Here is a 23391-nt window from a genome sequence, read left to right on the forward strand (position 1 = left end):
CACACCACATGACCATCCTGACCCAGGAACAAACCAAACGCATCTGCGACCGCGTGCTGTCGCTGTCCAAGGCCGACGAATGCAGCGTCACCGTGAACGGCAGCCGCCAGGGCAATATCCGTTTCGCGCGCAACGCCGTCTCCACCGCCGGCCTGGCGGAAGACACCAATATCGCCGTGCAGGTCGCCTTCGGCAAGCGCCAGGGCGTCGCCACCATCAACGAGTTCGACGACAAGTCGCTGGAAAAGGCCGTGCGCCGCGCCGAAGACCTGGCGCGCCTGGCGCCGGAGAATCCGGAATTCATGCCGGCCGTGGCCAAGCAGAACTACCGCGCCTCCGAGACCTTCAACAAGAAGACCGCCGCCATCGATCCGGAATACCGCGCCCAGGCCGCCGCCTATGCGATCGAAGCCTGCCGCAAGAATAAACTGGTGGCCGCCGGCTTCTTCACCGACAGCACGTCGTTCACTTCGGTCGGCAACTCGAACGGCGTCTACGGCCACCAGGACGAGACCGGCCTGGACTTCACCTGCACCGTGCGCACCGAAGACGGCCGCGGTTCGGGCTGGGTCAAGCGCACCGCCACCGACGCCGCCCGCTTCGATCCGCGCGAAGCGGCCGACGTGGCGATCGAGAAGGCGCTGCGCTCGGTCGACGCCAAGGCGCTGGAGCCGGGCCGCTACACCGTGATCCTGGAGCCGGCCGCGACCTCCGACCTGATCGGCTTCATGCTGTCCGGCTTCGACGCCCGCCAGACCGACGAAGGCCGCAGCTTCCTGTCGAAGAAGGGCGGCGCCTCGCGCCTGGGCGACAAGCTGTTCGACAGCCAGGTCAACATCTGGGCCGACCCGTGGAATCCGGACGTGCCGGTGCTGCCCTGGGACACCCAGAACCTGATCGCGCGCGAGCGCATGGATATCATCAAGGACGGCAAGGTCAACGCCCTGAACTATTCGCAGTACTGGGCCAAGAAGAAGGGCGTGAAGCCGACCGCGACGCCGGGCAACATCATCATGGCTGGCACCGACAAGTCGACCCTGGACCTGATCGCCAGCACCAAGAAGGGCATCCTGGTGACCCGCACCTGGTACATCCGCATGGTCGACCCGCAGTCCGTGCTGCTGACCGGCCTGACCCGCGACGGCACCTTCTACATCGAGAACGGCAAGATCAAGTACCCGATCAAGAACTTCCGCTTCAACGAGAGCCCGGTGACCATGCTGAACAACATCGAGGAGATCGGCAAGCCGGTGATCATCGGCGGCGACGAAGCGCCGTTCCAGATGGCGATTCCGCCGATGAAGGTCAGGGATTTCAACTTCACTTCGTTGTCGGACGCGGTGTAAAGCAAGGCCTGCGGCCTCAAAACGTCATTCCCGCTTTCGCGGGAATGACGGGTATTTTTGGAGATTCAATGGAACGCCGTACCTTCCTCACCCTGGCCGCCGGCACCGCCGGCGCGATGCTGGTCCCCGTCTTCGGCAACGCCATCGCCGCCGAAGAGCTGCAAAGCAGCATGCCCCTCAGCCTCAAGAAGGCGCTTGCCGACGCCGCCCTGAACGCGGCCACCCGCGCCGGCGCCAGCTATTGCGACGTGCGCATCGGGCGCTACCTGAACCAGTTCATCAATACCCGCGACCTGACGGTGCAGAGCGTGACGAATACCGAGTCGAGCGGCGTCGGCGTGCGCGTGATCGCCGACGGCGCCTACGGTTTCGCCGCCACCAATGCGATGAATCCGGACGCCGTCGCCAACGCCGCGCGCCAGGCGGTGGCGATCGCGAAGGCCAACGCCAGGCTGCAGCTTGAGCCGGTGCGGCTGGCGCCCGTGAAGGGAGTGGGCGAGGTGGCCTGGGCCACGCCGATCAGGAAGGACTGGCGCACCGTGCCGGTCAAGGAAAAGGCCGAGATGCTGATCGCCGCCAACAAGGCCGGCCTGGACGCCGGCGCCAGCTTCATGACCGCCAACCTGTTCCAGGTGAACCAGCAGAAGTACTTCGCTTCCACCGACGGCTCCTGGATCGACCAGGACATCCACCGCCTGTGGGCGCCGCTGACCGCCACCGCGGTCGACAAGGCGACCGGCAAATTCCGTTCGCGCGCCGGGCTGGCGCCGCCGGTCGGCATGGGTTACGAATACTTCGACGTGCGTCCCGAGCACAAGCTGCAGGCCGCGGGCGGCGTCACCACCCTGTACAAGGGCGGCTACGACATCGTCGAGGAAGCGCGCAACGCCGGCCGCCAGGCGCGCGAGAAGCTGAGCGCGAAGAGCGTCGAGCCGGGCAAGTACGACCTCGTGATCGCGCCGGAAAACCTGTTCCTGACCATCCACGAGTCGGTCGGTCACCCGACGGAGCTGGACCGCGTGCTGGGCTACGAGGCCAACTACGCCGGCACCAGCTTCTGCACGCTGGACAAGTGGGAGACCCGCAAATTCAAGTTCGGCGCGGACAAGGTCAACTTCTTCGCCGACAAGAGCACGCCGGGCTCGCTGGGCGCGGTCGGCTACGACGACGAGGGCGTGCAGCCGAAGCGCTGGGACATCATCAAGGACGGCATCCTGGTGAACTACCAGGCCACGCGCGACCAGGCCCACATCATCGGCGAAAAGGAGTCGCACGGCTGCTCCTACGCCGACAGCTGGAGCAAGGTGCAGTTCCAGCGCATGCCGAACGTCTCGCTGGCGCCGGGCAAAGAACGCCTCACGCCGGACGAGATGGTCAAGGACGTCAAGAAGGGCATCTACATCCTCGGCCGCGGTTCCTATTCGATCGACCAGCAGCGCTACAACTTCCAGTTCGGCGGCCAGCTCTACTACGAGATCAAGGACGGCAAGATCGGCCCCATGCTGGAAGACGTGGCCTACCAGTCGAACACCCAGGAATTCTGGAACGCCTGCAGCGCCATCTGCGACGAGCGCGACTGGCGCATGAGCGGCTCCTTCTTCGACGGCAAGGGCCAGCCGAGCCAGGTCAGCGCGGTCTCGCACGGCGCATCGACGACCCGTTTCAACGGCGTCAAAGTGATCAACACCGGTCGCAAGATCGGATAAGAAGGGACGGACATGAAACACCTGAACCAGGATGAGGCCAAGCGCATCTGCGACCGTGTGCTGTCCTTCTCGAAGGCCGACGAATGCAGCGTCGCCATCAACGGCAGCCGCCAGGGCAATATCCGCTTCGCGCGCAACAGCGTCTCCACGGCCGGCCTGAACGAAGACCAGCGCTTGACCGTCACCGTCGCCTTCGGCAAGCGCCAGGGCACCGCATCCGTCAACGAATTCGACGCCAAGTCGCTCGAGCAGGCCGTGCGCCGCGCCGAGGACACCGCGCGCCTGGCGCCCGAGAATCCGGAATACATGCCGCTGCCGGACAAGCAGGCCTTCAAGGCGAGCGGCGAATACTTCGCGCCGACCGCCGCAATCGATCCGGACTACCGCGCAGAGGTGGCCTCGCACGCGATCCTGGCGGGCCGCAAGAACAAGCTGGTCACCGCCGGCTTCTTCCTCGATACCACCGGCATCGAGACCATCGCCAATTCGAAAGGCCTGTTCGGGCACCGCGAATTCACCCGCCTCGGCTTCACCTGCACCGCGCGCACCGAGGATGGCCGCGGTTCCGGCTGGGTGACCCGAACGGCCAGCGACGCCAAACGCTTCGATGCGCGCGAGGCGGTCGACGTCGCCATGGAAAAGGCCCTGCGTTCGGTCGACGCCAGGGCGCTGGAGCCGGGCCGCTACACCGTGATCCTGGAGCCGGCCGCGGCTTCCGAGCTGGTGGGTCGCATGTTCGGCGGCTTCGGTGCGCGCCAGGCCGACGAGGGCCGCAGCTTCCTGGCGAAGAAGGGCGGCGGCAACCGCCTGGGCGAAAAGCTGTTCGACGAACAGGTCAACGTCTGGTCCGACCCCTGGGACCAGGACGTGCCGGTCAGCCCCTGGGACAGCGGCTCGATGCTGGCGCGCCAGCGCCGCGACCTGATCAAGGACGGCAAGGTCGCCAATCTCGAATACTCGCGCTACTGGGCCCAGAAACAGGGCCAGGCGCCGACCGCGCGCGCCGGCAACATGATCATGGCCGGCGGCGGCAAGTCGCTCGAGGAGCTGATCGCCAGCACGAAGAAGGGCGTGGTGGTCACCCGCACCTGGTACATCCGCATGGTCGATCCGCAATCGCTGCTGCTGACCGGCCTGACGCGCGACGGCACCTTCTACGTCGAGAACGGCAGGATCAAGTACCCGATCAAGAACTTCCGCTTCAACGAAAGCCCGGTCGCCATGCTCAACAACGTCGAGGAGCTGGGCAAGCCGGTGATCGTCGGCGGTGAAGAGGTGTCGTACCAGATGGTGATCCCGCCGATGCGGCTGCGGGACTTCAACTTCAGCTCCCTGTCCGACGCGGTTTAGGTTTCGTGGCCAATTACGACTTCTACTTCACGCGCCTGATGTACGAGTCGGGCGACTGGGACGTGGACATCCGCATGCCTAGCAACGTGCTCAACTCGCTGGTCGAATACACGACCCTGCGGGTGGATCCGGCCGAGCGCGTGATCGCCCTGTCGGACCCGAAGATGTTGCAGGCGCCGTTCTGCTACCTGGCCGGGCACAAGCTGGTGCAGTTCACGCCCGCCGAGCGCCGCAACTTCGAGCGCTACGTGAAGGGAGGCGGTTTCGTCTTCGTGGACGACTGCAACCACGACATCGATGGCCTGTTCGCCAAGTCCTTCGAAGCGGAACTGGCGAAGATGTTCGGCCCGAAGGCCCTGAAGAAGATCCCGAATACGCACCGCTTGTATTCCAGCTTCTTCAAGTTCGACGGCCCGCCGAACACCGCGGTGGAACTGAACGGCTGGGGCGACGACCTGGTCCACGAATACCTGCGCGCCATCGAGGTCAATGGCCGCATCGGCGTGCTGTATTCGAACAAGGACTACGGCTGCGAGTGGGACTACGACTTCCGCAACAAGCGCTGGCTGGCGGTCGACAACACCCGCTTTGCGGTCAATATCATTCAATACGCGTTGGGAGCATAGCAAGTGGCTGAAGCTGCATGGACTGAGAACGAGATCGCGGATCTGGTCGCGAAAGTCGACGACCTGAAACGGAGCATGGGGCAGGTGATCATCGGCCAGAAGGACGTGATCGAGCTGCTGGTGACCTGCCTGCTGGCCGGCGGCCACGCGCTGGTCGAGGGCGTGCCGGGCCTCGGCAAGACCCTGCTCGTCAAATCGCTGGCCCAGGCCACCGACATGCAGTTCCGGCGCGTGCAGTTCACGCCCGACCTGATGCCGTCGGATATCGTCGGCACCGAGATCCTCGAAGAAGACCAGGCCACGCGCCAGCGCGTGTTCCGTTTCCAGCAGGGACCCGTGTTCACCCAGGTGCTGCTGGCCGACGAGATCAACCGCGCACCGCCGAAGACCCAGTCGGCCCTGCTGGAAGCGATGCAGGAACGCTCCGTCACCTTCGCCGGCCAGACGCACAAGCTGCCGAAACCCTTCTTCGTGCTGGCGACCCAGAACCCGATCGAGCAGGCCGGCACCTATCCGCTGCCGGAAGCCCAGCTCGACCGCTTCCTGTTGCGCATCGACGTCGGCTACCCGACCGAGATTGAGGAGATCGCGATGGTCGGCGCCACAACGCACGCCGGCCTGCGCGACGCCGAGCCCGCGATGACGCTGGAAACCCTGCTGCGTCTGCAGCAACTGGTGCGCGACATCGAAATCGCCGATCCCATGCTGCGCTACGCGACCCGGCTGGTGCGCGCGACCCGTCCGGCGGAGTCGCCGGTCGAGGCGATCCGCAAGCACATCGGCTGGGGTGCCGGTCCGCGCGCCGGCCAGGCGCTGGTACTGGCATCGAAGGCGCGCGCCTTGATGCACGGCCGCCTGGCGGTCACCCGCGAAGACATCGGGGCCATGCTGCTGCCGGTGCTGGCCCACCGCGTGCTGCGCAATTTCGAGGCGGAAGCGGACGGCATCCTGATCGCCGACGTGCTGGCGGCGCTGCCCAACGAAGTACGGATCGACTAAGTGGCTGGATTGGCGAGCGCCGCGCTGGCGGCGCACACGGGCAAGCTCGATCTCGCGATCCGTCACGTGCTGGCGGGGCTCGGGCACGGCATCCACGCCGGGCGCGAGCGCGGCGCCGGCGTCGAGTTCTCCGAGTACCGGGCCTATGCGCCGGGGGACGAGTGGCGCCGCGTCGACTGGAAGCTGATGGCGCGCGTCGACCGGTATTATGTGCGCGAGGCCGAGCGCGACAGCCACGTCGCCGTCTGGCTGGTGCTGGACGCCACCGCCTCGATGCTGGAGCCGAGCCGCAGCATCGAGGGACTGGATAAGCTGGGCTATGCACGCCTGCTGCTGGGCTGCGTGGGCGCGATCGCGCAGCGCCAGGGCGATGCGTTCGGCCTGGTCGTCTGCCAGGGCGAGCGCGCCCACTTCACCCCGGCCGCGCGCGGGCCGCGCCAGCTGCAGCGCGTGCTGTCCCAGCTGGAGCGCACGGATGCCGCCGGCAGGCTGCCCGGCAGCGAAGTGCTGCGCGCCAGCCTGCATTTCGCGCGCTCGCCCAGCGTGGTCTGCGTGGCCGGCGATTTCCTGGAATGGCCTTCGCCGCTGTCGGAGGCGATGGTCCGCCTGCGCAGCATGCGCCACGATGTGCGGGCGCTGTGCCTGCAGACCGAGGCCGAGATCGCGGCAAGCTTCGATACCCGCCAGGCCTGGCGCGACCCGGAAGGGGACGGCAAGCTGTTCCGCTTCGGATCCGAGGTACGGGACGGCTATGCGCGCCGGCGCGACGACCACTTCGCCATGGTCGCCCAGCAGTGCCGCTCGCACGACATCCCCTATGTGGCGGCGCCGATCGAGCGCGCGCCGGGCGAGGTCTTGCGCGCATGGCTGCAGGCTAAGCTGAATGCGCGGGGAGGACGCGCATGAACAGCCTCTGGTGGTGGGCGCTGCCGGTACTGCTGCTGCCGATCCTGTGGCACCGGCAGAAGCGCGAACAGACGCGTGCGCTGCCGCTGGCGACGGCGCGCTTCCTGCCGGTCTCGAAGCCGGTGCAACTGCGCGTGTGGCGCTGGGAAGAGGTGCTGCTCCTGATCCTGCGCTGCCTGTTGCTGCTGGCCTTGATTGCGCTGCTGGCCGACCCCGTGCTGCCCTGGCGCGGCGACAGCGTGCTGGTGGTGCCCGGCGCCGATCCGGCCTTCGTCGACCGGCAGGCGCGCGCGGCAGGCCTGGCGGATGCGCGCCGCATCGACTTGCCCGGACGCGAGGGTTACCGCTGGCTGCACGAGCACGAGCGCGAATTCAAGCCGCAGGCGCGCCTGCTGCTGGTCGGCGACGTGGCGATGCCGGCCGCGCTGCCGCGCCTGCGCCACCCGCTCACGGTGCGTTCCCAGGCCACGCCGGTGGCGCCGCTCGAACGGCACGTGGCCGTGTACAGCCGCCGCGCGGACGAATGGCGCACGCTGTTCGGTGCGCTCGGCAGCGCGCAGCGCTACGTGATCGACGAGCAGGCAGGCCCCGGAACCGGACTGGTGATCTGGGACTTGCCGGAGCCGCCGCCGGCCGGCTTGCGCGCGCCGCTGTGGTGGGTGGCGGACACCGCAGCCTTCCCCGAACTGGACAAGGCGCCGCAGGCCGACGGCCTGCATTACCTGGACAGCCGGCGCGGGCGCCTGTGGAGCGCGGCCTGGCTGCCGCCGCGGGACGCCGCCGCCGCGCGCACCATGTTCGAGACCTGGCAGCGCCTGCATGTCGGCGTCCGGTCGTACACCGCCCCGGCCCAGGCGCCCGCCGTCGATGCGCGCGCGCCGGCCGGCCCGGCCGGCGGCGCCCTGCGCGACATGCTGGCCGCGGCGCTGCTGGTCCTGTTCGCCCTGGAGAGGATGGTGACCCATGTCCGCCGGCGCTGACATCTTCGCGCGCCTGATCGGTCCGATCTGGCGCGCCGCCCTGCTGCGCCGCGCCGGCCTGTGGATCGCGGGTGCGCTGCCCTGGCTGCTGCTGCGCTCCGGCCCCGGCCTGCTGGCCTGGTCGGCGTTCTGCGCCTGGGATGGCCTGCGGCTGCAGCGCCGCGTTGCCCACGGCTGGGTCGCCTGGCTGGACGGCGCGCTGCCGGAAATGGAAGACAGCGCCGCGCTGCTGCTGCATGCCGATTCGCCGGTGGCGCAACTGCAGCGCCAGCGCCTGCTGGGCCGCATCGAGGCCAGCCTGACGGCTGCGCGCATCCGCGCCATCGTGCGCGAGCACGTATCGTTCGGCTTGCCCTGGCTGGCTGGCAGCCTGGCGCTGGCGGCACTGGCCTGGGGTGCAAGCTTCCTGCCGCAAGGCGTCCAACCTGCCGCCGCCGGTCTGCCGGGTGCGCAAGCCGGCGCCGCCGCGCCGGCCGCCGCCGCCTTGATCGTGAAACTCACGCCGCCGCGCTACACGGGCGTGGAGACATCGAGCTCGGCCCCGCGCGACCTGCAGGCGCCGGAACAGACCGTGGTCGAGTGGTGCCTGAAGCAGCCCGCGGCCGGCGTGCTCGAGACCATCGAGCTGAGCGATGGCCAGGCCCTGCAGCTGGGGGCGGAATGCGCGCGCTGGACCGCCACCGAATCCATCTTCTGGCGCTGGCGCGGCGCCCGCTACACGCTGAAGGTGCTGCCGGACCAGGCGCCGGAAATCGTGGTGACCCAGCCGAACGAGATCATCAAGGAACTGGCGCGCGACGCCAGCCAGGCGGCGATGGCGGTATCGGTGCGCGACGACTACCAGGTGAAGCAGGCCACCCTGCACCTGACCCTGGCGCGCGGCAGCGGCGAAAACATCCGCTTCAGCGACCGCGAGCTGCCGATTCCGCCAGGGCCCGATCCCCGCCGGCGCGACTGGAGCAAGCACTGGGCCCTGAGCGAACTTGGCATGGAACCCGGCGACGAGCTCTACTTTTTCGTCCGCGCCACCGACAACGCGGCCAGGCCGCATACCGTGCAGTCGCCGACCTACACGCTGCGCCTGCCGGCGCCGCCGCAGGACGAGGACCAGGACGTCTCGGCGCTGCCGGTGATGGTCAAGCCGGAGAGCCTGCGCAGCCAGCGCCAGATCATCATCGACACCGAACAGCTGATTGCCGACATGCGCGTCAAGAAAATCGACGCCGCCACCGTGCGCGAGCGCAGCGAGACCATCGCCGCCGACCAGGGCGCGCTGCGGCGCCGCTACGGCCAGTTCCTGGGCGAGGAGTCGACCCTGTTCGGCAAGGACGATCACGACGATGATCACGGCAGTGAGCACGGCAGCGGCCATGGCAAGCCGCAGGACGTGCTGCACGAGTTCGGCCACGCCCACGACCAGGCCGAGAACGCGACTCTGTTCGACGAGGCGACCAAGAAGATCCTGCGGCGCGCGCTGTCCGCGATGTGGGATGCCGAGAACGCGCTGCGCGCCATCACCCCGAAGACGGCGCTGCCGCCGGAACACAAGGCGCTCGACGCGATCAAGGAATTGCAGCAGTCCGAACGCATCTACCTGCACAAGACGGCGTTCGCGCCGCCGCCGATCAAGGAGGACAAGCGCATGACGGGCGACATGGCGGGCGCCGCCAGCAGCAAACGCGAACAGTCGGGGGCGCCCGATGGCGTGCCGGCCGAGCTGCGCGAGCTGGTGCGGGCGCTGGCCGGCGACGGTCCGCTCCCAAGCCTGTGGACCCGCACCGCCCACGACTGGGTGCGCGAGCGCATCGCCGCCGACGAGCAGCGCCTGGCCGCCCAGCGCGCGATCCAGGACGTGGCCGACGGCTGCCTGGCCTGCCGCCCGGTGCTGCGCGCCTGGCTGCGCGGCGCCGTGCATGAGGCGAAGGTAAGGCTGCAGGCCACGCCGAAGGTCGAGACGCCGTTCGAGCGCGCCGCGCGGGGAGGTGTGCGATGAACTGGATGAGCATTGCCGCTCTCGTGCTCGGGCTGGCCGGCGCCTTCATTTACGCCGCACGGCGACGCTGGATCGATGCCGTACTGGCCGCCGTGGCAGGTGTCGCGCTGGCCGCCACGGTCGGCAGCTTCGCGCTGCCCGGCGAGGCGGGCAGCACGCTGGCCTTGTCCGCGTCCGAGCCGCCGGCCTCGCTGGAGGGCGTGCGCAGCCTGAAGCTGGAAGGCGACGGCCTGCGCGCCGCCGAATGGGAAGACCTGCCGGCGCGGCCGCTCGCCTGGAGCGTGCCGGCCACGCCCACCGTCCGCCTCGACTTCCCGCGCACGATCGCGCTGGGCCGCATCTTCACGCTGCGCCTGGAGCGCTCCTGGCAGGGACCGGGCCGGCTGCAGCTGCTGGCCGAGAACGGCGAGGTGCTGGCCGAGAGCAAGGGCGAGGGCGTGCTGTCCGTGCAGTGGCTGCCGCCGCTGGCCGAGCGCCTGGTCCTGAGCGCGCGTCTGCTGGATGCGAACGGCAAGACGGTCGACCAGGGACCGGTGCCGGTCACCGTGACGGAGCCGGCGCCGCTGCAGGTGCGCGGACGTTTCGGCGCGCCATCCTTCGACCTGCGCACCCTGGACGACCTGCTGGCCGCCAGCAATGCCGTGATCGACTGGCAGGTCGAGCTGGGCAAGAACCTGCGCCGCAGCGAAAGCGCGCGCACCGGGATGAAGGCGCCCGATCTCGAGATCGTCGACGCCGCCTGGTTCGAACGCGCCGGAGAAGCCGGCCGCGCGGCCTTGCTGGCGCGGGTTGCCGAGGGCGCGCCGCTGCTGGTGCTGGGTGCGAATGCGAACGACGCCGGCGTCTGGTCGCGCGGCATCGGCCTGCGCCTGGCGCCGCAGCCGGCCGACCGCAGCATCGGCGCCCGTTTGCCGATGACCTCGGGCGGCCTGAATCCGGCCATTGGGCGCGCCGCCGAGTGGCAGGGCGAGGACGGCCTCTGGACCCGCGACTGGCACAAGGGCCGTATCGCCTGGCTGGGCGTGGGCGGCTGGCACCGTCACGCGATCGAGGAGCCGCGCGCGCTGGCGCTGTGGTGGCAGGACGTGCTCGACCGCCTGCGCGTGCGGCGTGACGATGACCTGGCCTGGCTGGACCCGGGCGAGCTGCCGCTGCCGGAGCGGCGCCTGGAAGTGTGCGCACGGGGCGAGGCCCTGGCGAAGTCGGCGTCGCTGGACTTTCCGGCGCTGGCGCTCACGCTGCCCTGGCAGCGCCGCCTGGAGCGCGTCGACGCCGCCTGCGTGGCGGTGTGGCCGAAGCAGCCCGGCTGGCTGGGCATGACGGCGCAGGCGCAGGGCGGCCGCGCGCTGGAGAACGCGGTGTATGTGTACGCGGAGCGCGACTGGACGCTGTGGCAGCGCGCCCAGCGCCGCGAGGCCACCGCGCGCTATGCGGCCCGTACGCCGGCGCCGGCAACGGGCGCGCAGTCGACAGGCAAGCCATTGCGCACGCTGCCGGCCTGGCCTTTCGGCCTGGTGTTCGCGCTGGCCATGCTGGGCCTGTGGTGGCGCGAACGGCGCTGATCAGAAGTTGTAGTCGGCCCTGGCGTACAGCGAGCGCCCGTTGATCCCGAACGGGCAGGTCTCCCAGCAATAGGTGAAACCCATCTGAGGGAAGGGGGCGGCCTTGACCGGGTCCCAGCGGCTCGGGTAGGTGTCGAACACATTGTTCACACCGACGCTCAGGGCCAGGGCCTTGCTGAAGGCGTAGCGCCCGCTCAGGTCCAGCAGCCATTTCGCGTCCCAGGTCTGCACATAGGGTGCGGTGAAGCCCTGGCCGGCCACTTCGCCGTAGTAGTTGGCGCGCGCGTTCAGGTTCCACGGTCCGCTCGTGAAGTCGGCCACCACCACGTGGTGCCGGCGCGGCTGGCCGCGTTCGATCAGCGTGACCTGGGCGTCGTCGAACAACTGGGTGCCGGTCAATACCTTCGACGAGGACTTGCGCGAGTCGACGGAGGTACGATTGAAGCCGAGCTGGCCGGACAGCACCAGGGTGCCGTCGGCGAATCCGCGCAGGGTGCGCTCGGCGATCAGGTCGAGGCCGCGCGTGGTCGTGCCGATCGCATTCGTGAAGAACTGGGCCTGGCCGACGCGCAGCGGATCCAGCACCGCCTTGATCGGGCAGGCGGAGGCAGTCCGGCAGGGGCCGCTCTCGGGCGAGATGGTGCTGGAGAAGACAATGCGGTCGGCGATGCGGGTGCGCCAGGCGTCGGCGGTGAACGAGAAGCCGGGAGCGGGGCGCAGCACCAGGCCGGCGCTGGCGCTGCGCGAGGTTTCTTCCTTCAGCGGCGCGATGCCCAGCGCGCGAGTCACCGGACTGCCCTCGCGCGCGGTGAGGGTCTCGGTCAGCACGCCGGCGCCGTTCAGGTTGGTCGAGACCGAGCTGTAGAACTTCTGCTGCACGCCGGGCGCACGGAAGCCGGTCGAGACGCTGGCGCGCAGGCCGAGCTGGCGGCTCGGATCGTAGCGCAGCGCCAGCTTGCCGGTGGTGGTGCCGCCGAAGTCGGAATACCGCTCATGGCGCAGCGCGGCCGCCAGCGTGAGCGGCAGCGCGAACCTGTGTTCGGCATCGAGGTAGATCGCGCTGTTGTGGCGCGCCTCGTTCACTTCGGTCGCCGGGGTATAGCCGGGGAAGCCCTGGATGCCGGCCGCCGCCAGATGGCCGGTCTGGTCGAGGATGCGGATCGCCGGGTTGTTGGTGCGGCCGTACTGGTAGGACACCGGATCGCCGGCCACGATCTGGTAGCCGTCGCGCCGGTATTCGAGGCCGGCGGCCAGCTGCAGCGCCATGCCCGCCAAGGTCAGCGGGCCGCGCAGGTCGAGGTTGACGGTAGTCTGGGTGAAGCGCAGCTTGCCGGTATCGGCTTCGAGCGGCGACTCGTTGAAGTCGGCGCAGCTGCATTTCGGTTCGTACCAGTAGCTGACGTTGATCGAGTTCCGTTCGTGGAAGGCGAGCTCGCTGCGGCCGTGGTTGACGCTGGCGTCGAGGTTCCAGCCGGCGCCGAGGCCGCGGCGGAAGCCGACCGCCAGCGAGGCGTCGCTGACCCTGGTCAGGATGTTCGGCAGGAAGCCGTTCGGGTAGACCGCGGGGACGTTGCGTCCATCTTCCTTCGGCCGGAAGAAGCCGGCGGCGTCGCCAGTGCGGCGCGAGACGCCGCCGAAGGCATACAGTTCGCCGTCGCTGCTACCGACCGGCAGCATGGCATTGGTCCACAGATAGGCATCCCTGGCCAGCGAATCGCCGATGCGCTGGGTCACGCGCGGCGGATTCACGCGCAGGGTGTCCAGACCGGCGCGATTGGTCTCGCCGCGGCGCCGGCTCTCGACGGCAAGGTTCAGGTAGCCGCCCGAGGACCCCAGCGCCCAGCCGTGGCTTTCGCCGACGCCGATGGTGTCGCCGTCGCCTTTCGAGGTGGTGCCGCCGGCAACGCTCAGCTGGCCGCCCGGGCCCTGCTTGAGCACGATATTGATCACGCCGGCGATCGCGTCCGAGCCGTACTGGGCGGCGGCACCGTCGCGCAGCACCTCGATGCGCTGGATCGCCGACAGCGGGATCGCATTGATGTCGGTGCCGGCCGAGCCGCGGCCGATGGTCTGCTGGACGTTGACCAGGGCCTGCTGGTGTCGCCGCTTGCCGTTGACCAGCACCAGCAACTGGTCCGGGCCCAGGCCGCGCAGGGTGGCGGGCCGGATGATGTCGGTGCCGTCGCTGATGAAGGTGGTGGTGAAGTTGAACGAGGGGTCCAGCTCCTGCAGCACCTTGCCAAGCTCCGGCGTGCCGGCCGACTGCAGGTCCTTCTGGTCGATCAGGCCGACCGGGACCGCGGTGTCGAGCGCGCTCTTGGCATTGGTGCGCGAGCCGATCACGACCACGGTGGCGGTGGCGTCCCCGCTTGCGGAGGCTTGCTGGGCCCCGGCGGGAGGGATGGCGGCCAGGATGGCGGAGGCGAGCAAACTGCGATGGCGTTGCTTGGTCATATTCCCCTCTGATGAGTCTGGTTGACAGCTCATCTTGCTTGGGGGAATGCGGAGCGCCGTTGATCGTGCGCAACTCCATGTCTGTCCTGTGGCAGAACCGTGAGAAAGGTACAACAAGCTCATATCGCCGGGGCGAAAACTGGCCTTGAATGTGCCTCTTTCTTAACGACAAGAAGGGTGGGCAATCATGAACCTGGTATATCGTAACGAAGAGCGGCTGTTTCGCCTGATGCTGGTCTGGTCCCTGCTGGTCTGGGGCGTGCTTCTGCTCATTACCTTCGGACTGGCGCTGGTCTATCTGCTGTTCGGCTTCCTTTTCTATTGCGTCGCGCAGTCCGCCCTGATTTCCTACATCAAGGGCAATGGGGTACGCATCACCGAAGAACAATTTCCAGACCTGAAGCAGCAGATCTCGGCCTGCTGCCGCAAGCTGGGCCTGGACGAGGAGCCGCAGGCCTACCTGATGCAGATGGGCGGCATGCTCAACGCCTTCGCCACCCGCTTCCTCGGCCGCCATTTTCTTGTGCTGTACTCGGACGTGGTCGACGGCCTGGCGGACAATCCGGACGCGCTGAATTTCTATATCGGCCACGAGATCGGCCACATCAAGCGCAAGCACCTGCACTGGGCGACGATCCTGATGCCGGCCTCGGCGCTGCCGCTGATCGGCCCGGCCTATTCACGCGCCCGCGAATACACCTGCGACCGCCATGGCCTGGCCGCCTGCGACAATCCGCAGAATGCCGAGCATGGCCTGGCCGTGCTGGCCGCCGGCGGCAAGCGCGCGCGGATGATGAACCGCCGCGCCTACGTCGACCAGGCCGGCCAGACCGAAGGTTTCTGGATGTCCTTCCACGAGCTGGTCGGCGACTATCCCTGGCTGGTCAAGCGCATGGCGGCGGTGCGTGCGCTGGCGGCCGGGCACGAGTTGCGCCAGCCGCCGCGCAGCAAGCTGGCGGGCCTGCTGGCCCTGTTCGTGCCGCGTACCGGCATCGGCGGCGGCGCCGCGGCGATCGTCCCCATCGTCATGATCGCCGTGATGGCGGCGGTGGCGATCCCGGCCTACAAGGACTACCAGCGGAAAGCGCAGGAGGCCGCCGCGATACGGGCCATGCTGAGCAGTGTCGAGCAGAGCAGCGTCAGTCCTGGCGATCCCGCATCCACTCCTTCAGACCGTTGACCCAGTCCCTGGCCGGCAGGTTGTAGCGCCGCTTGATGTCGGCCGCGCGTTCGTACAGGACCGCGAAATCGATCTGCGGCGCGTCCTTGAAGGCGATGACGACGATGTTGGCGTCGTGAACCTCGGGCAGCCAGACCACGGCGTCGAAGGCCAGCTCCATTGCCTGCAGGTTCTTGTCATAGTTGATGAAGTCGCCGAACACGTTGGCGGTCATCACGCCGCCGTCAACCAGGCAGTCGGCGCAGGCCTGGTAGAACTCGGGGGTATCGAGCACCGGGCCGCGCGCCTCTTCGTCGTACAGGTCGACCTGCAGCACGTCGAGGGTGCCGTGGCTGGCCGGGTCCATCACGAAATCGAGGGCGTCCATCTCGCGCACGTCCAGGCGGGCGTCGTTCGGCGGCAGGCCGAAATAGTCGCGGCAGATCGCGATCACGTTCGGATTCAGTTCGGCGGCAGCCACCCGCGCCGCCGGGAATTTCTGGTAGCAGAACTTGGTGAGCGCGGCGCTGCCCAGGCCCAGCTGCGCGATGCGGCGCGGCTGCTGCACGAACAGCATCCACATCATCATCATCTGCACGTATTCGAGTTCGATCGCATCCGGCCGATTGAGCCGCATCGCGCCCTGCACCCAGGAGGTACCCAGGTGAAGGGAACGGACGCCTTCGAATTCGGTGATGGTGGCGGGCGGATGGCCGGGCTGGGAAAAACGGGGATCCTGAGCAGGCATGAAGACTTTCAAAATTCGGGGTCAGAACACATTTATTTTAGCAGTTGAGGCGAACATGGCAGGATCGTCGCGCATGTTTTGCCGAACTGTTCGCAAATCGCGCCGGGGCGCTGGGGAAATGTGCTCTGACCCCGAATTTCAGGCAGGGCCCGGACCGACCGGAAGGATCATGGTGACGGCCAGCCCGCCGCCTTCGCGGTTGGCGAGCGTGATGCGGCCGCCGTGGGCTTCGGCGATTTCGCGGGCCAGCGCCAGGCCCAGGCCGGTGCCGCTGCGCTTGGTGGAGTAGAAGGGCACCAGGGCGTTGGTCAGCACGGCGTCGTTCATGCCGCTACCGCGGTCGAGTACGTCGATGCGGATCACGTCCTGGACGCGGCGGATTTGCAGTTCCACGTGGTCCGGCCAGGAGCCCGATTCGTGGGCGTTCTTGAGCAGGTTGAGCAGGGCCTGCTCCATTTGCGCGGTGTCGATCCGGGCCGGTTCGGGCGGCAGTTCGCCGATCACGCGGAACTTGACCTGGCCGGCCAGGCGCGCCACCAGCGCGTCCCAGGGCACGGCCTCGATGCGCGGCGTCGGCAGCTTGGCGAAGCGGGCGTAGCCGAGGATGAAGCTTTCCAGGTGGCGCGTGCGCTCGCCGATCGTCTCGAGGATCTGCGGCAGGCGCTCGGTCTGGCCGCGCCGCACCAGCTCCGCGCCCGAGTTCGCGAGCGAGGCCAGCGGGGCCAGGGAATTGTTCAGTTCATGGCTGATGACGCGGATGACCTTCTTCCAGGTCTGCACTTCCTGCCGGCGCAGCTCGGTGGTCAGCTGGCGCAGCAGCAGCAGTTCGTGCTTGCGGCCGTTCAGGCTGAAATTGCGGCGCGCAAGGTGATAGACCTCCTCGTCCTCGCCTTCGCCGGCGGTGAACAGGCCGTCGCCGCCGCGCCCCAGGGCTTCGATCAGGGCCGGTGCCGCCTGCTGCAGCACCTCGTTCAGCGCATGTCCTTCGAGCTTGCGTCCGCCGGACAGCAGCTGGCGCGCGGCCAGGTTGGCGTAGACGACGGTGAGCCCGGCCTGCTCGCCGCGGTTGGCCAGCTCGGTCACCAGCAGCATGGCCACCGGGGTGTTCTGCACCATGGTATCGAGCAGCAGCTCGCGCTGCACGAGGTCGAGGCGCTGTTCGCGCAGCACCTCGCCGAGGGCATTGTGGGCGCTGATCAGGTCGGCCAGTTCGTCGTTCTGGCCCCAGTGCAGGCTGAAGGAAAAGTCGCCGTCGCGGTAGCTCGCCACCGTGCCTTCGAGGGCGCGGAACAGCGACAGGATGGGCTGGATCTGCGAGCGGATGGTGATCAGGGCGATCGGCACCACGCACACCAGGCAGATCCCGAGCACGGCCAGCGGCTGGCCGGGCAGCAGGTGGTCGAGGGCCAGCGCGATCAGGATCCCGACCGCCAGCAGCGTGCCGACCAGGGCCGACCAGCGCGTGGCGAGCGAGAGCCTGAAGCGCTTGCCTGAACTCATGTGACGTTCATGCGGCGCGCGCGATGCCCAGCCGCTCCATGCGCCGGTACAGGGCCTGGCGCGACAGTCCGAGGTCGGCGGCGGCCTGGGCGATCACGCCGCCCGCGCGCGCCAGCGCCTGCACGATGGCGTCGCGGTCCGGCTCCGCATCCGCACTGTTGCCGGCGGCACCAGAGGGGCCCGGCAGGCCGAGTTCGGCGGGCTTGATGACGTCGCCATTGGCCAGCAGGCTGGCACGTGCCATCACGTTCTTCAGCTCGCGCACATTGCCCGGCCAGGCATGCGCCATCAGCGCGGCTTCGGCGCTCGGATGCAGGGTCTTGCCGAGCGGGAGGAAGGACTGCGCCAGCGGCAGGATGTCGCCGGGGCGGCTGGCCAGCGGCGGCAGCTTCAGCTCGATCACGTTCAGGCGGTAGAACAGGTCTTCGCGGAAGGTCCCTAGACGGATCATGCTCTGCAGGTCCGCATTGGTGGCGCTGACCACGCGCACCCTGACCTGGCGTTCGCGGTTCGAGCCGAGACGTTCGAAGCGCCCGGTCTCCAGCACGCGCAGCAGTTTCATCTGCCCGGCCAGCGGCAGGTTGCCGATCTCGTCGAGGAACAGGGTGCCGCCGTCGGCCGCCTCGAATTTTCCTTCCCGCGCTTTCGAGGCGCCGGTGTAGGCGCCGGCGTCGGCGCCGAACAGTTCGGCCTCGATCAGTTCGGAGGGCAGGGCGCCGCAGTTGAGCACCACGAAGGGGCCGTTGCGGACCAGGGAGTTGGCCTGGATGATCTCGGCGATGCGTTCCTTGCCGGTGCCGTTCGGCCCCGTGATCAGGATCGGCACGTCGGCGCGCGCCACCTGGCAGGCCAGGCTCAGCACGCGCTCAAGGGCCGGATCGCCCCACACCAGTCCGCGCAAATCGTAGTTCTGTTCCAGCTCGCGGCGCGCGCGGCGTTCGCGCAGCAGGCGCTGGTTGAGGGCCCGGTTGGCCTGGCCCAGCTCGATCAGGTTGCTTACCGTCGCCAGCAGGCGGTCGTCGTTCCAGGGCTTGGACAGGTAATCGGCCGCGCCGGCCTTGACCAGGTCGACCGCGGCGTCCAGGTGGGTCCATGCCGTCAGCAGGATCACCGGCAGGTCCGGATGGCGCTTGCGGATCTCGCGGAACAGCGCCACGCCTTCCTCGCCCGAGGTGGTGTCGGCCGTGAAGTTCATGTCCTGGATCACCAGGTCGACCGGCTGGCGCGCCAGCACCGCCAGCCCTTCCTCCGGGGACGCCGCGTGCAGCGCCGCGATGTCGTGCAGCGAGAACAGCACGTCGAGGGCGACGCCGACGGCGGCGTTGTCGTCAATGATCAGAACGGTAGGCATAGGCATGAGCGCTAGCATACCATCGTGTTCAGACGCTGCGGGTGGCGGTGGCCGGGGAAATGCTGGCCGCGCGCCACGCCGGTCCGTAGGCCGCCAGCACGCCCAGCGCCCAGAACACCAGCGCACCGCCGATCAGGTAGCCGCCCGGCAGGCGCGCCATCTCCAGTTTGCTCACCAGCAGATGGTTCAGGCCCAGGCCCAGGGCCACGCCGCCGAACACGCCGGCGCTGGTGATCATGAAATTCTCGGTGATGAAGTAGCGCAGGATGTCCATTTTCCTCGCGCCCAGCGCGCGGCGCACGCCGATCTGCTTGCGGCGCTGGGTGACCCACAGGCTGGCCATGCCGACGATGCCGGAGCAGGTGATCAGGAGCAGCAGCACGCTGACGGTGACCAGCATCCAGGACAGGGCGGCGTCGGCGCGGTACAGGTCGGTGCGGTCCTGGTCGACGGTCTTCAGGCGCAGGATCATCGGGCTGGCCGAGGACTTGCGCAGCGCCGCCTCGGCTTCCTTCATCACGCGGTCGCGCTGGCCGGCCTCGGCGCGGATCGCGTACAGGTTGCCCGGACTGCCGTACACGCGCGCCGGCACCAAGGTCGAATACTCGGAGCGCTCTTCCAGGTTGACGTGGGCGGCCTGCAGGCGTTCGACCACGCCGACCACCTGCACGCCCTGGGCGTCTTCGCCGGTGCCGAAGTACATGGTCTTGCCGACCGCCGGCGCGCCCGGCCACAGCTTCTCGGCCAGCGGCTTGGTGATGATCACCTGATGCGGGTACTGGTTGCTCTCGTTCTGGTTGACGTCGACCAGTTCCTGCGGCAGGAAGTCGCGGCCTTCGACCAGCTTCAGGCCGAAGGTGTCGATCACCGAGTCGCCCGAGACGAACACCGAGGTGGAGGTGGTCTGGCGGGTCTGCTTGCGGTCGACCGCGACGCTGTTGTTGCTGCCGCTGCGCGACAGCGGCATCTGCGACACGTTCGCCACCGACGCCACGCCCGGCACCGCGCGCAGGATGTCGGCTTCGCGCTTCATGCTGGCCAGCTGCTGCTCGGCGCTGTCGTTGTTCAGGGTGCGCGCGATGATGTAGAAGGTCGCGTGTTCGTCGGACAGGCCGGACGGACGCGCCATCGCGGCGCGGCGATCGTTCACGATGTGCATGGCGTTGGTCAGGATCGCCAGGCTGAGCGCGACCTGCAGGGCCACCAGGATCGGGCCCGTTTTATTGCGCATCAGCGCGGACAGGATGGGACGGATTTCCATGGATGTCTCCCGGTTACTGCGATTTGAGTTGGATCGCCGGCGTCACCTGGCAGGCGCGCCAGGTCGGCAGCAGGCCGGCGGCGATGGCCGCCGACACCGACATCACGAAGGTCAGGCCCAGCATCTGCCAGTCCATGTGGGCGACGTTCGCCATGCCCTTGCTCTGCATGCCGATCAGGGCCAGGGCGCCGAAGGCCAGCACCAGGCCCAGCAAGCCGCCGACGAGGCCGACCACGCCGGTCTCGATCAGGAACTGGTGGAAGATCTCGCTGCGCGAGGCACCCAGTGCGCGCCGGACGCCGATCTCGGAAGCGCGCACCGAGAACTTGGCCAGCAGCAGGCCCACCGTGTTCACCAGGCACAGCACCAGGAAGCCGAAGGCCAGCCAGGCGGACAGCTTGCTGTCGTTGCCGACCACCTTGAGCTTTTCCATCCACTCGTTCACGTTGTACAGCATGTTCGGAGCGTTGCGCTTCAGGCGGCCCAGCTTGCGCTGTTCCTTGGCGTAGTTGTCGATCCAGGTCTGCAGCTCGACGCGGTCGCCGCTTGATCGAGTCTCGAACCAGAACTGGATCCAGGTGCATTCCGAGGCCAGCAGGCTGGCGAAGCCGGGGTCGCGGTTGGCGTTGCAGCTCATGCTGCCGGCGTGCTGGGTTTCGTGGCGGATCGCGGTCGAGAACGGGATGAAGAACTCTTCCGGCGTGCCGAAGCGGTTACCGCCGATCAGCTTGTAGTAGCGCGGCAGCGGTGCCCAGGTGTCGGTCACGCCGACGATGGTGAAGGGGGAGCCCATCAGCATCAGGCGCTGGCCGACCGGACTGGCGTCGCCGAACATCTTCTCGGCGGTCTCGCGGCCCAGCACCACGACGTCGGCGCCGCGGGCGTCGTCGGCCTCGCTCCAGGCCTGGCCGTGCAGGAAGGGTACGTTGAACATGGCGAAGAAGTCGCGGGTCGGCGCCAGGCCGGTGGCCGAGAACGCCGGCATGTCCTTGCGCGGCGGTTCGATCGCCGCCGGCACGCCGTACATCGCGGTGCGGCGCTCGCCCTGGCCGCTCTTGAGCAGGTTGGCGGCGTCCGGATAGCTCATCTGCATATCGCCAGGGTCCTCGCCCGGCGTGTAGTCCGCGACCTGGCCGTTGTCGAACTGCGGCACGAACAGGCGGCTGCTCTTTTCCGGGATCGGGTCGGCCGACATCACGTGCAGGATGGTCAGCGTGGAGACGCTGGCGGCCACGCCGACGGCCAGCGTCAGCACCATCAGGGCCGTCAGCGCCGGGTTGCGGCGCAGGCTGCGCACGCCCAGCATGAAATAGTAGGCAAACATGGCGGCGCCCTCCTTATGCGCTCACGGTGGCTTTGGCGTCGACCAGGGTCGGCCCGCGGCGCACCAGGTCGGACACCTGGCCGTCGATGATGTGGACGTTGCGGGTGGTGCGCACGGCCAGCTCGGGGTCGTGGGTCACCATCAGGATGGTGGTGCCGGCGGCGTTGATCTCTTCCAGCAGCTCCATCACGCCGCGCGCCATCGCCGTATCCAGGTTGCCGGTCGGTTCGTCGGCCAGCAGCAGCTTGGGGGTGCCGGCCAGGGCGCGTGCGATCGCCACACGCTGCTGCTGGCCGCCCGACAGCTCGGCCGGGTAGTGCTTCATGCGCGATGCCAGGCCGACCTTGGACAGCGCATCCTCGATGCGCTTCTTGCGCTCGGACGCGTTGAAGCCGCGGTAGCGCAGCGGCACGTCGACGTTGTCGTACAGGTTCAGGTCGGGGATCAGGTTGAAGCCCTGGAAGATGAAGCCGAGCTTCTCGTTGCGCAGGCGCGAGCGCTGGTTGTCGTCGAGGCCCTTCACGTTCACGCCGTCGAGGACGTATTCGCCCGAGGTGAATTCCTCCAGCAGGCCGGCGATGTTCAGGAAGCTGGTCTTGCCCGAGCCCGAGGGACCGGTCACGGTGACGAATTCGCCTTCCTTGACTTCGATCTCGAAGCCGCGCAGGGCGTGCGTCTCGATCATGTGGGTGCGGTACACCTTGGAGAGGTTGGTCATGCGCAGCATGGTCTTGTCCTTTGATTGATTATTGATTGATCGAGACGCGGGTCGCGTTGTTGAATGCATCGGTGCCTGCCACTACCACTTTGTCGCCCTGCTTCAAACCGGAGAGGATCTCGACCGCCGAGACGCTGGTCGCGCCCAGCTGGACCGGGGTGCGGGTGGCGATGCCGTCGCGGACCACGTAGGCGTAGCGTCCGCCGTCCTGTTCGACGAAGGGGCCGCGCGGCAGCATCATGACGTTCGGTTTTTCCTCGATCAGCAGGCGCGCGGTCACGCGCTGGCTCTGGCGCAGGCCTTTCGGCTGCTCGCCGTCGAAGCGCACGCGCGCCAATACCATGTTCTTCACCACTTCCGGCGACAGCGCCGACAGCTTGCCGGTGGCGGTGCCGCCCGGCAGGGTGATCTCGGCGTTCATGCCCAGGCCCATGTCGGCCACATAGGTTTCCGGCACCTCGACTTCGACTTCGAGCTTGGACAGGTCGACCAGGGTCATCAGCGGCGCGTTGGCGGCCACCACCATCCGGTTCTGCACGTTCAGGGTGCCGATGAAGCCGTCCACCGGGGCGCGCACGGTCAGTTCGTCGACGCGGCGCTGCGCCTCTTCCATCGACAGCTTCGCGCGTTCCAGCTCGTTCATCTTGGTTTTCAGGGCCAGCTGGACGTCGTCGCCTTCCAGGACCGCGGCCTGGCCCGCGTGCCTGGCGCGGATCTCGGCCGACTGCAGCGCGTCCTTGGCCTTCTGGTAGTCGATCTTGGCGATCACGCCGACCTGGGCCACGCTCTCGTAGCGCTCCAGGGTGCGCTGGGCCGACAGGCGCTCGATCTCGGCGGTGTCGGCCTCCTTCTGCGCCAGCAGCTTCTGCTTGCGCGACAGGATCTGCTGGCGCGCCACTTCGGCCTTCAAGCCTTCGTAAGACGAGACTTCGCGTTTCAGCACGTCGGCCAGGTCGGGCGATTCCAGCACCGCGAGCACCTGGCCCTTCTTGACGGTGTCGCCGGCGGCGACCTTCAGGTTGACGGTGGACGCCGCCTTGGCGTACAGGGTCGGGCTGACGGCGGCGACCACGCGGCCATTGACGGAGGCATCGCGCACCAGGGTGCCGCGGGTGACCTCGGCCACGCGGATGCGGGCTGCGTTGACCGAGGCTTCGCTGCTGCGCCAGGTCGAGAACAGGCCGGCGCACAGCGCTGCGGCGGCGACCGCGGCGCCGATCCAGATGGCGCGGCGCTTGATGGCGTGTCCGGCCGACGGGGCGATGACGGCGTCTTGATGTGAGGTATCGCGAATCATGGTGTGGACATTCCTGGGTTTGGACAGTGCTGTTATTGCACGATCCGTGCCAGTTCTTAAGTCCTTGATTTATAGAGGGTCAGCTGTCCCGGACGCGTTGTCCGCCGTGTC

The 23391-nt window shown here is 68.2% G+C and carries 18 protein-coding genes; 10 read left to right on the forward strand and 8 right to left on the reverse strand.

The annotated features are described in order from the left end of the window. Positions 1-8 precede the first annotated feature (8 nt). The 9 genes from AB4Z32_RS22850 to AB4Z32_RS22890 all read left to right on the forward strand — a co-directional run bounded on the left by AB4Z32_RS22850 (position 9) and on the right by AB4Z32_RS22890 (position 11468). Positions 9-1346 carry a TldD/PmbA family protein gene (locus AB4Z32_RS22850; RefSeq protein ID WP_442124164.1) on the forward strand — a complete coding sequence of 446 codons (1338 nt, stop codon included), beginning with the start codon at positions 9-11 and terminating at the stop codon, positions 1344-1346. Between the two features lie 68 nt (positions 1347-1414). Continuing rightward, positions 1415-3052, forward strand: coding sequence for a TldD/PmbA family protein (locus AB4Z32_RS22855; protein ID WP_442124165.1), 1638 nt, complete (start codon positions 1415-1417; stop codon positions 3050-3052). Between the two features lie 12 nt (positions 3053-3064). Next, positions 3065-4402 carry a TldD/PmbA family protein gene (locus AB4Z32_RS22860; RefSeq protein WP_442124166.1) on the forward strand — a complete coding sequence of 446 codons (1338 nt, stop codon included), beginning with the start codon at positions 3065-3067 and terminating at the stop codon, positions 4400-4402. A 5-nt stretch (positions 4403-4407) separates the two neighbouring features. Then, positions 4408-5028: a DUF4159 domain-containing protein gene (locus AB4Z32_RS22865; RefSeq protein WP_442124167.1), complete on the forward strand. Its 621-nt coding sequence runs from the start codon at positions 4408-4410 to the stop codon at positions 5026-5028. Positions 5029-5031: 3 nt separating this feature from the next. After that, a complete protein-coding gene (locus tag AB4Z32_RS22870; RefSeq protein WP_442124168.1) occupies positions 5032-6027 on the forward strand; it encodes an AAA family ATPase in 996 nt (331 codons plus the stop codon). Beyond that, positions 6028-6933 carry a DUF58 domain-containing protein gene (locus AB4Z32_RS22875; RefSeq protein ID WP_442124169.1) on the forward strand — a complete coding sequence of 302 codons (906 nt, stop codon included), beginning with the start codon at positions 6028-6030 and terminating at the stop codon, positions 6931-6933. After that, positions 6930-7913 (forward strand): BatA domain-containing protein, encoded by a 984-nt coding sequence (locus AB4Z32_RS22880; protein ID WP_442124170.1) that lies wholly within the window; start codon positions 6930-6932, stop codon positions 7911-7913. The genes AB4Z32_RS22875 and AB4Z32_RS22880 overlap by 4 nt, the downstream gene beginning before the upstream one ends. Beyond that, positions 7897-9906: a DUF4175 family protein gene (locus AB4Z32_RS22885; protein WP_442124171.1), complete on the forward strand. Its 2010-nt coding sequence runs from the start codon at positions 7897-7899 to the stop codon at positions 9904-9906. The genes AB4Z32_RS22880 and AB4Z32_RS22885 overlap by 17 nt, the downstream gene beginning before the upstream one ends. Next, positions 9903-11468, forward strand: a complete 1566-nt coding sequence (locus AB4Z32_RS22890) for a hypothetical protein (RefSeq protein WP_442124172.1) — start codon at positions 9903-9905, stop codon at positions 11466-11468. Before AB4Z32_RS22885 ends, AB4Z32_RS22890 begins: the two co-directional genes overlap by 4 nt. Here the strand turns inward: AB4Z32_RS22890 and AB4Z32_RS22895 are convergent, their stop codons facing one another. Continuing rightward, a complete protein-coding gene (locus tag AB4Z32_RS22895; RefSeq protein ID WP_442124173.1) occupies positions 11469-13922 on the reverse strand; it encodes a TonB-dependent receptor plug domain-containing protein in 2454 nt (817 codons plus the stop codon). 187 nt (positions 13923-14109) lie between these two features. Here AB4Z32_RS22895 and AB4Z32_RS22900 point away from each other — a divergent pair, with 187 nt between their 5' ends. After that, positions 14110-15102 carry a M48 family metalloprotease gene (locus tag AB4Z32_RS22900; RefSeq protein ID WP_442124174.1) on the forward strand — a complete coding sequence of 331 codons (993 nt, stop codon included), beginning with the start codon at positions 14110-14112 and terminating at the stop codon, positions 15100-15102. Here AB4Z32_RS22900 and AB4Z32_RS22905 read toward each other — a convergent pair. The 7 genes from AB4Z32_RS22905 to AB4Z32_RS22935 all read right to left on the reverse strand — a co-directional run bounded on the left by AB4Z32_RS22905 (position 15062) and on the right by AB4Z32_RS22935 (position 23280). Beyond that, on the reverse strand, positions 15062-15829 hold the full coding sequence (locus AB4Z32_RS22905; protein ID WP_442124175.1) for a spermidine synthase: 768 nt from the start codon (positions 15827-15829) through the stop codon (positions 15062-15064). The two genes, AB4Z32_RS22900 and AB4Z32_RS22905, sit on opposite strands and share 41 nt — an antisense overlap. A 138-nt stretch (positions 15830-15967) precedes the next feature. Continuing rightward, on the reverse strand, positions 15968-17329 hold the full coding sequence (locus AB4Z32_RS22910; RefSeq protein ID WP_442124176.1) for a sensor histidine kinase: 1362 nt from the start codon (positions 17327-17329) through the stop codon (positions 15968-15970). A 7-nt stretch (positions 17330-17336) separates the two neighbouring features. Then, positions 17337-18680 carry a sigma-54-dependent transcriptional regulator gene (locus AB4Z32_RS22915; RefSeq protein WP_442124177.1) on the reverse strand — a complete coding sequence of 448 codons (1344 nt, stop codon included), beginning with the start codon at positions 18678-18680 and terminating at the stop codon, positions 17337-17339. Positions 18681-18708: 28 nt separating this feature from the next. Next, entirely contained in the window at positions 18709-19941 is a 1233-nt protein-coding gene (locus AB4Z32_RS22920) for an ABC transporter permease (RefSeq protein ID WP_442124178.1), read from the reverse strand. 13 nt (positions 19942-19954) lie between these two features. Continuing rightward, positions 19955-21265, reverse strand: a complete 1311-nt coding sequence (locus AB4Z32_RS22925) for an ABC transporter permease (RefSeq protein WP_442124179.1) — start codon at positions 21263-21265, stop codon at positions 19955-19957. A gap of 13 nt (positions 21266-21278) precedes the next feature. Continuing rightward, on the reverse strand, positions 21279-21992 hold the full coding sequence (locus tag AB4Z32_RS22930) for an ABC transporter ATP-binding protein (protein WP_442124180.1): 714 nt from the start codon (positions 21990-21992) through the stop codon (positions 21279-21281). Positions 21993-22011: 19 nt separating this feature from the next. Next, entirely contained in the window at positions 22012-23280 is a 1269-nt protein-coding gene (locus tag AB4Z32_RS22935) for an efflux RND transporter periplasmic adaptor subunit (RefSeq protein ID WP_442124181.1), read from the reverse strand. Positions 23281-23391: the final 111 nt, after the last annotated feature.

The organism is Massilia sp. 2TAF26, assembly GCF_052115005.1.
Taxonomy (GTDB): Bacteria; Pseudomonadota; Gammaproteobacteria; order Burkholderiales; family Burkholderiaceae_D; genus Telluria.

Excerpts from the sequence above, each read along its gene's own strand:
- AB4Z32_RS22850 (WP_442124164.1), top strand. The coding sequence starts at position 9 with ATGACCATCCTGACCCAGGAACAAACCAAACGCATCTGCGACCGCGTG.
- AB4Z32_RS22855 (WP_442124165.1), top strand. The coding sequence starts at position 1,415 with ATGGAACGCCGTACCTTCCTCACCCTGGCCGCCGGCACCGCCGGCGCG.
- AB4Z32_RS22860 (WP_442124166.1), top strand. The coding sequence starts at position 3,065 with ATGAAACACCTGAACCAGGATGAGGCCAAGCGCATCTGCGACCGTGTG.
- AB4Z32_RS22880 (WP_442124170.1), top strand. The coding sequence starts at position 6,930 with ATGAACAGCCTCTGGTGGTGGGCGCTGCCGGTACTGCTGCTGCCGATC.
- AB4Z32_RS22885 (WP_442124171.1), top strand. The coding sequence starts at position 7,897 with ATGTCCGCCGGCGCTGACATCTTCGCGCGCCTGATCGGTCCGATCTGG.
- AB4Z32_RS22890 (WP_442124172.1), top strand. The coding sequence starts at position 9,903 with ATGAACTGGATGAGCATTGCCGCTCTCGTGCTCGGGCTGGCCGGCGCC.
- AB4Z32_RS22895 (WP_442124173.1), bottom strand. The coding sequence starts at position 13,922 with ATGACCAAGCAACGCCATCGCAGTTTGCTCGCCTCCGCCATCCTGGCC.
- AB4Z32_RS22900 (WP_442124174.1), top strand. The coding sequence starts at position 14,110 with ATGAACCTGGTATATCGTAACGAAGAGCGGCTGTTTCGCCTGATGCTG.
- AB4Z32_RS22905 (WP_442124175.1), bottom strand. The coding sequence starts at position 15,829 with ATGCCTGCTCAGGATCCCCGTTTTTCCCAGCCCGGCCATCCGCCCGCC.
- AB4Z32_RS22910 (WP_442124176.1), bottom strand. The coding sequence starts at position 17,329 with ATGAGTTCAGGCAAGCGCTTCAGGCTCTCGCTCGCCACGCGCTGGTCG.
- AB4Z32_RS22915 (WP_442124177.1), bottom strand. The coding sequence starts at position 18,680 with ATGCCTACCGTTCTGATCATTGACGACAACGCCGCCGTCGGCGTCGCC.
- AB4Z32_RS22920 (WP_442124178.1), bottom strand. The coding sequence starts at position 19,941 with ATGGAAATCCGTCCCATCCTGTCCGCGCTGATGCGCAATAAAACGGGC.
- AB4Z32_RS22925 (WP_442124179.1), bottom strand. The coding sequence starts at position 21,265 with ATGTTTGCCTACTATTTCATGCTGGGCGTGCGCAGCCTGCGCCGCAAC.
- AB4Z32_RS22930 (WP_442124180.1), bottom strand. The coding sequence starts at position 21,992 with ATGCTGCGCATGACCAACCTCTCCAAGGTGTACCGCACCCACATGATC.
- AB4Z32_RS22935 (WP_442124181.1), bottom strand. The coding sequence starts at position 23,280 with ATGATTCGCGATACCTCACATCAAGACGCCGTCATCGCCCCGTCGGCC.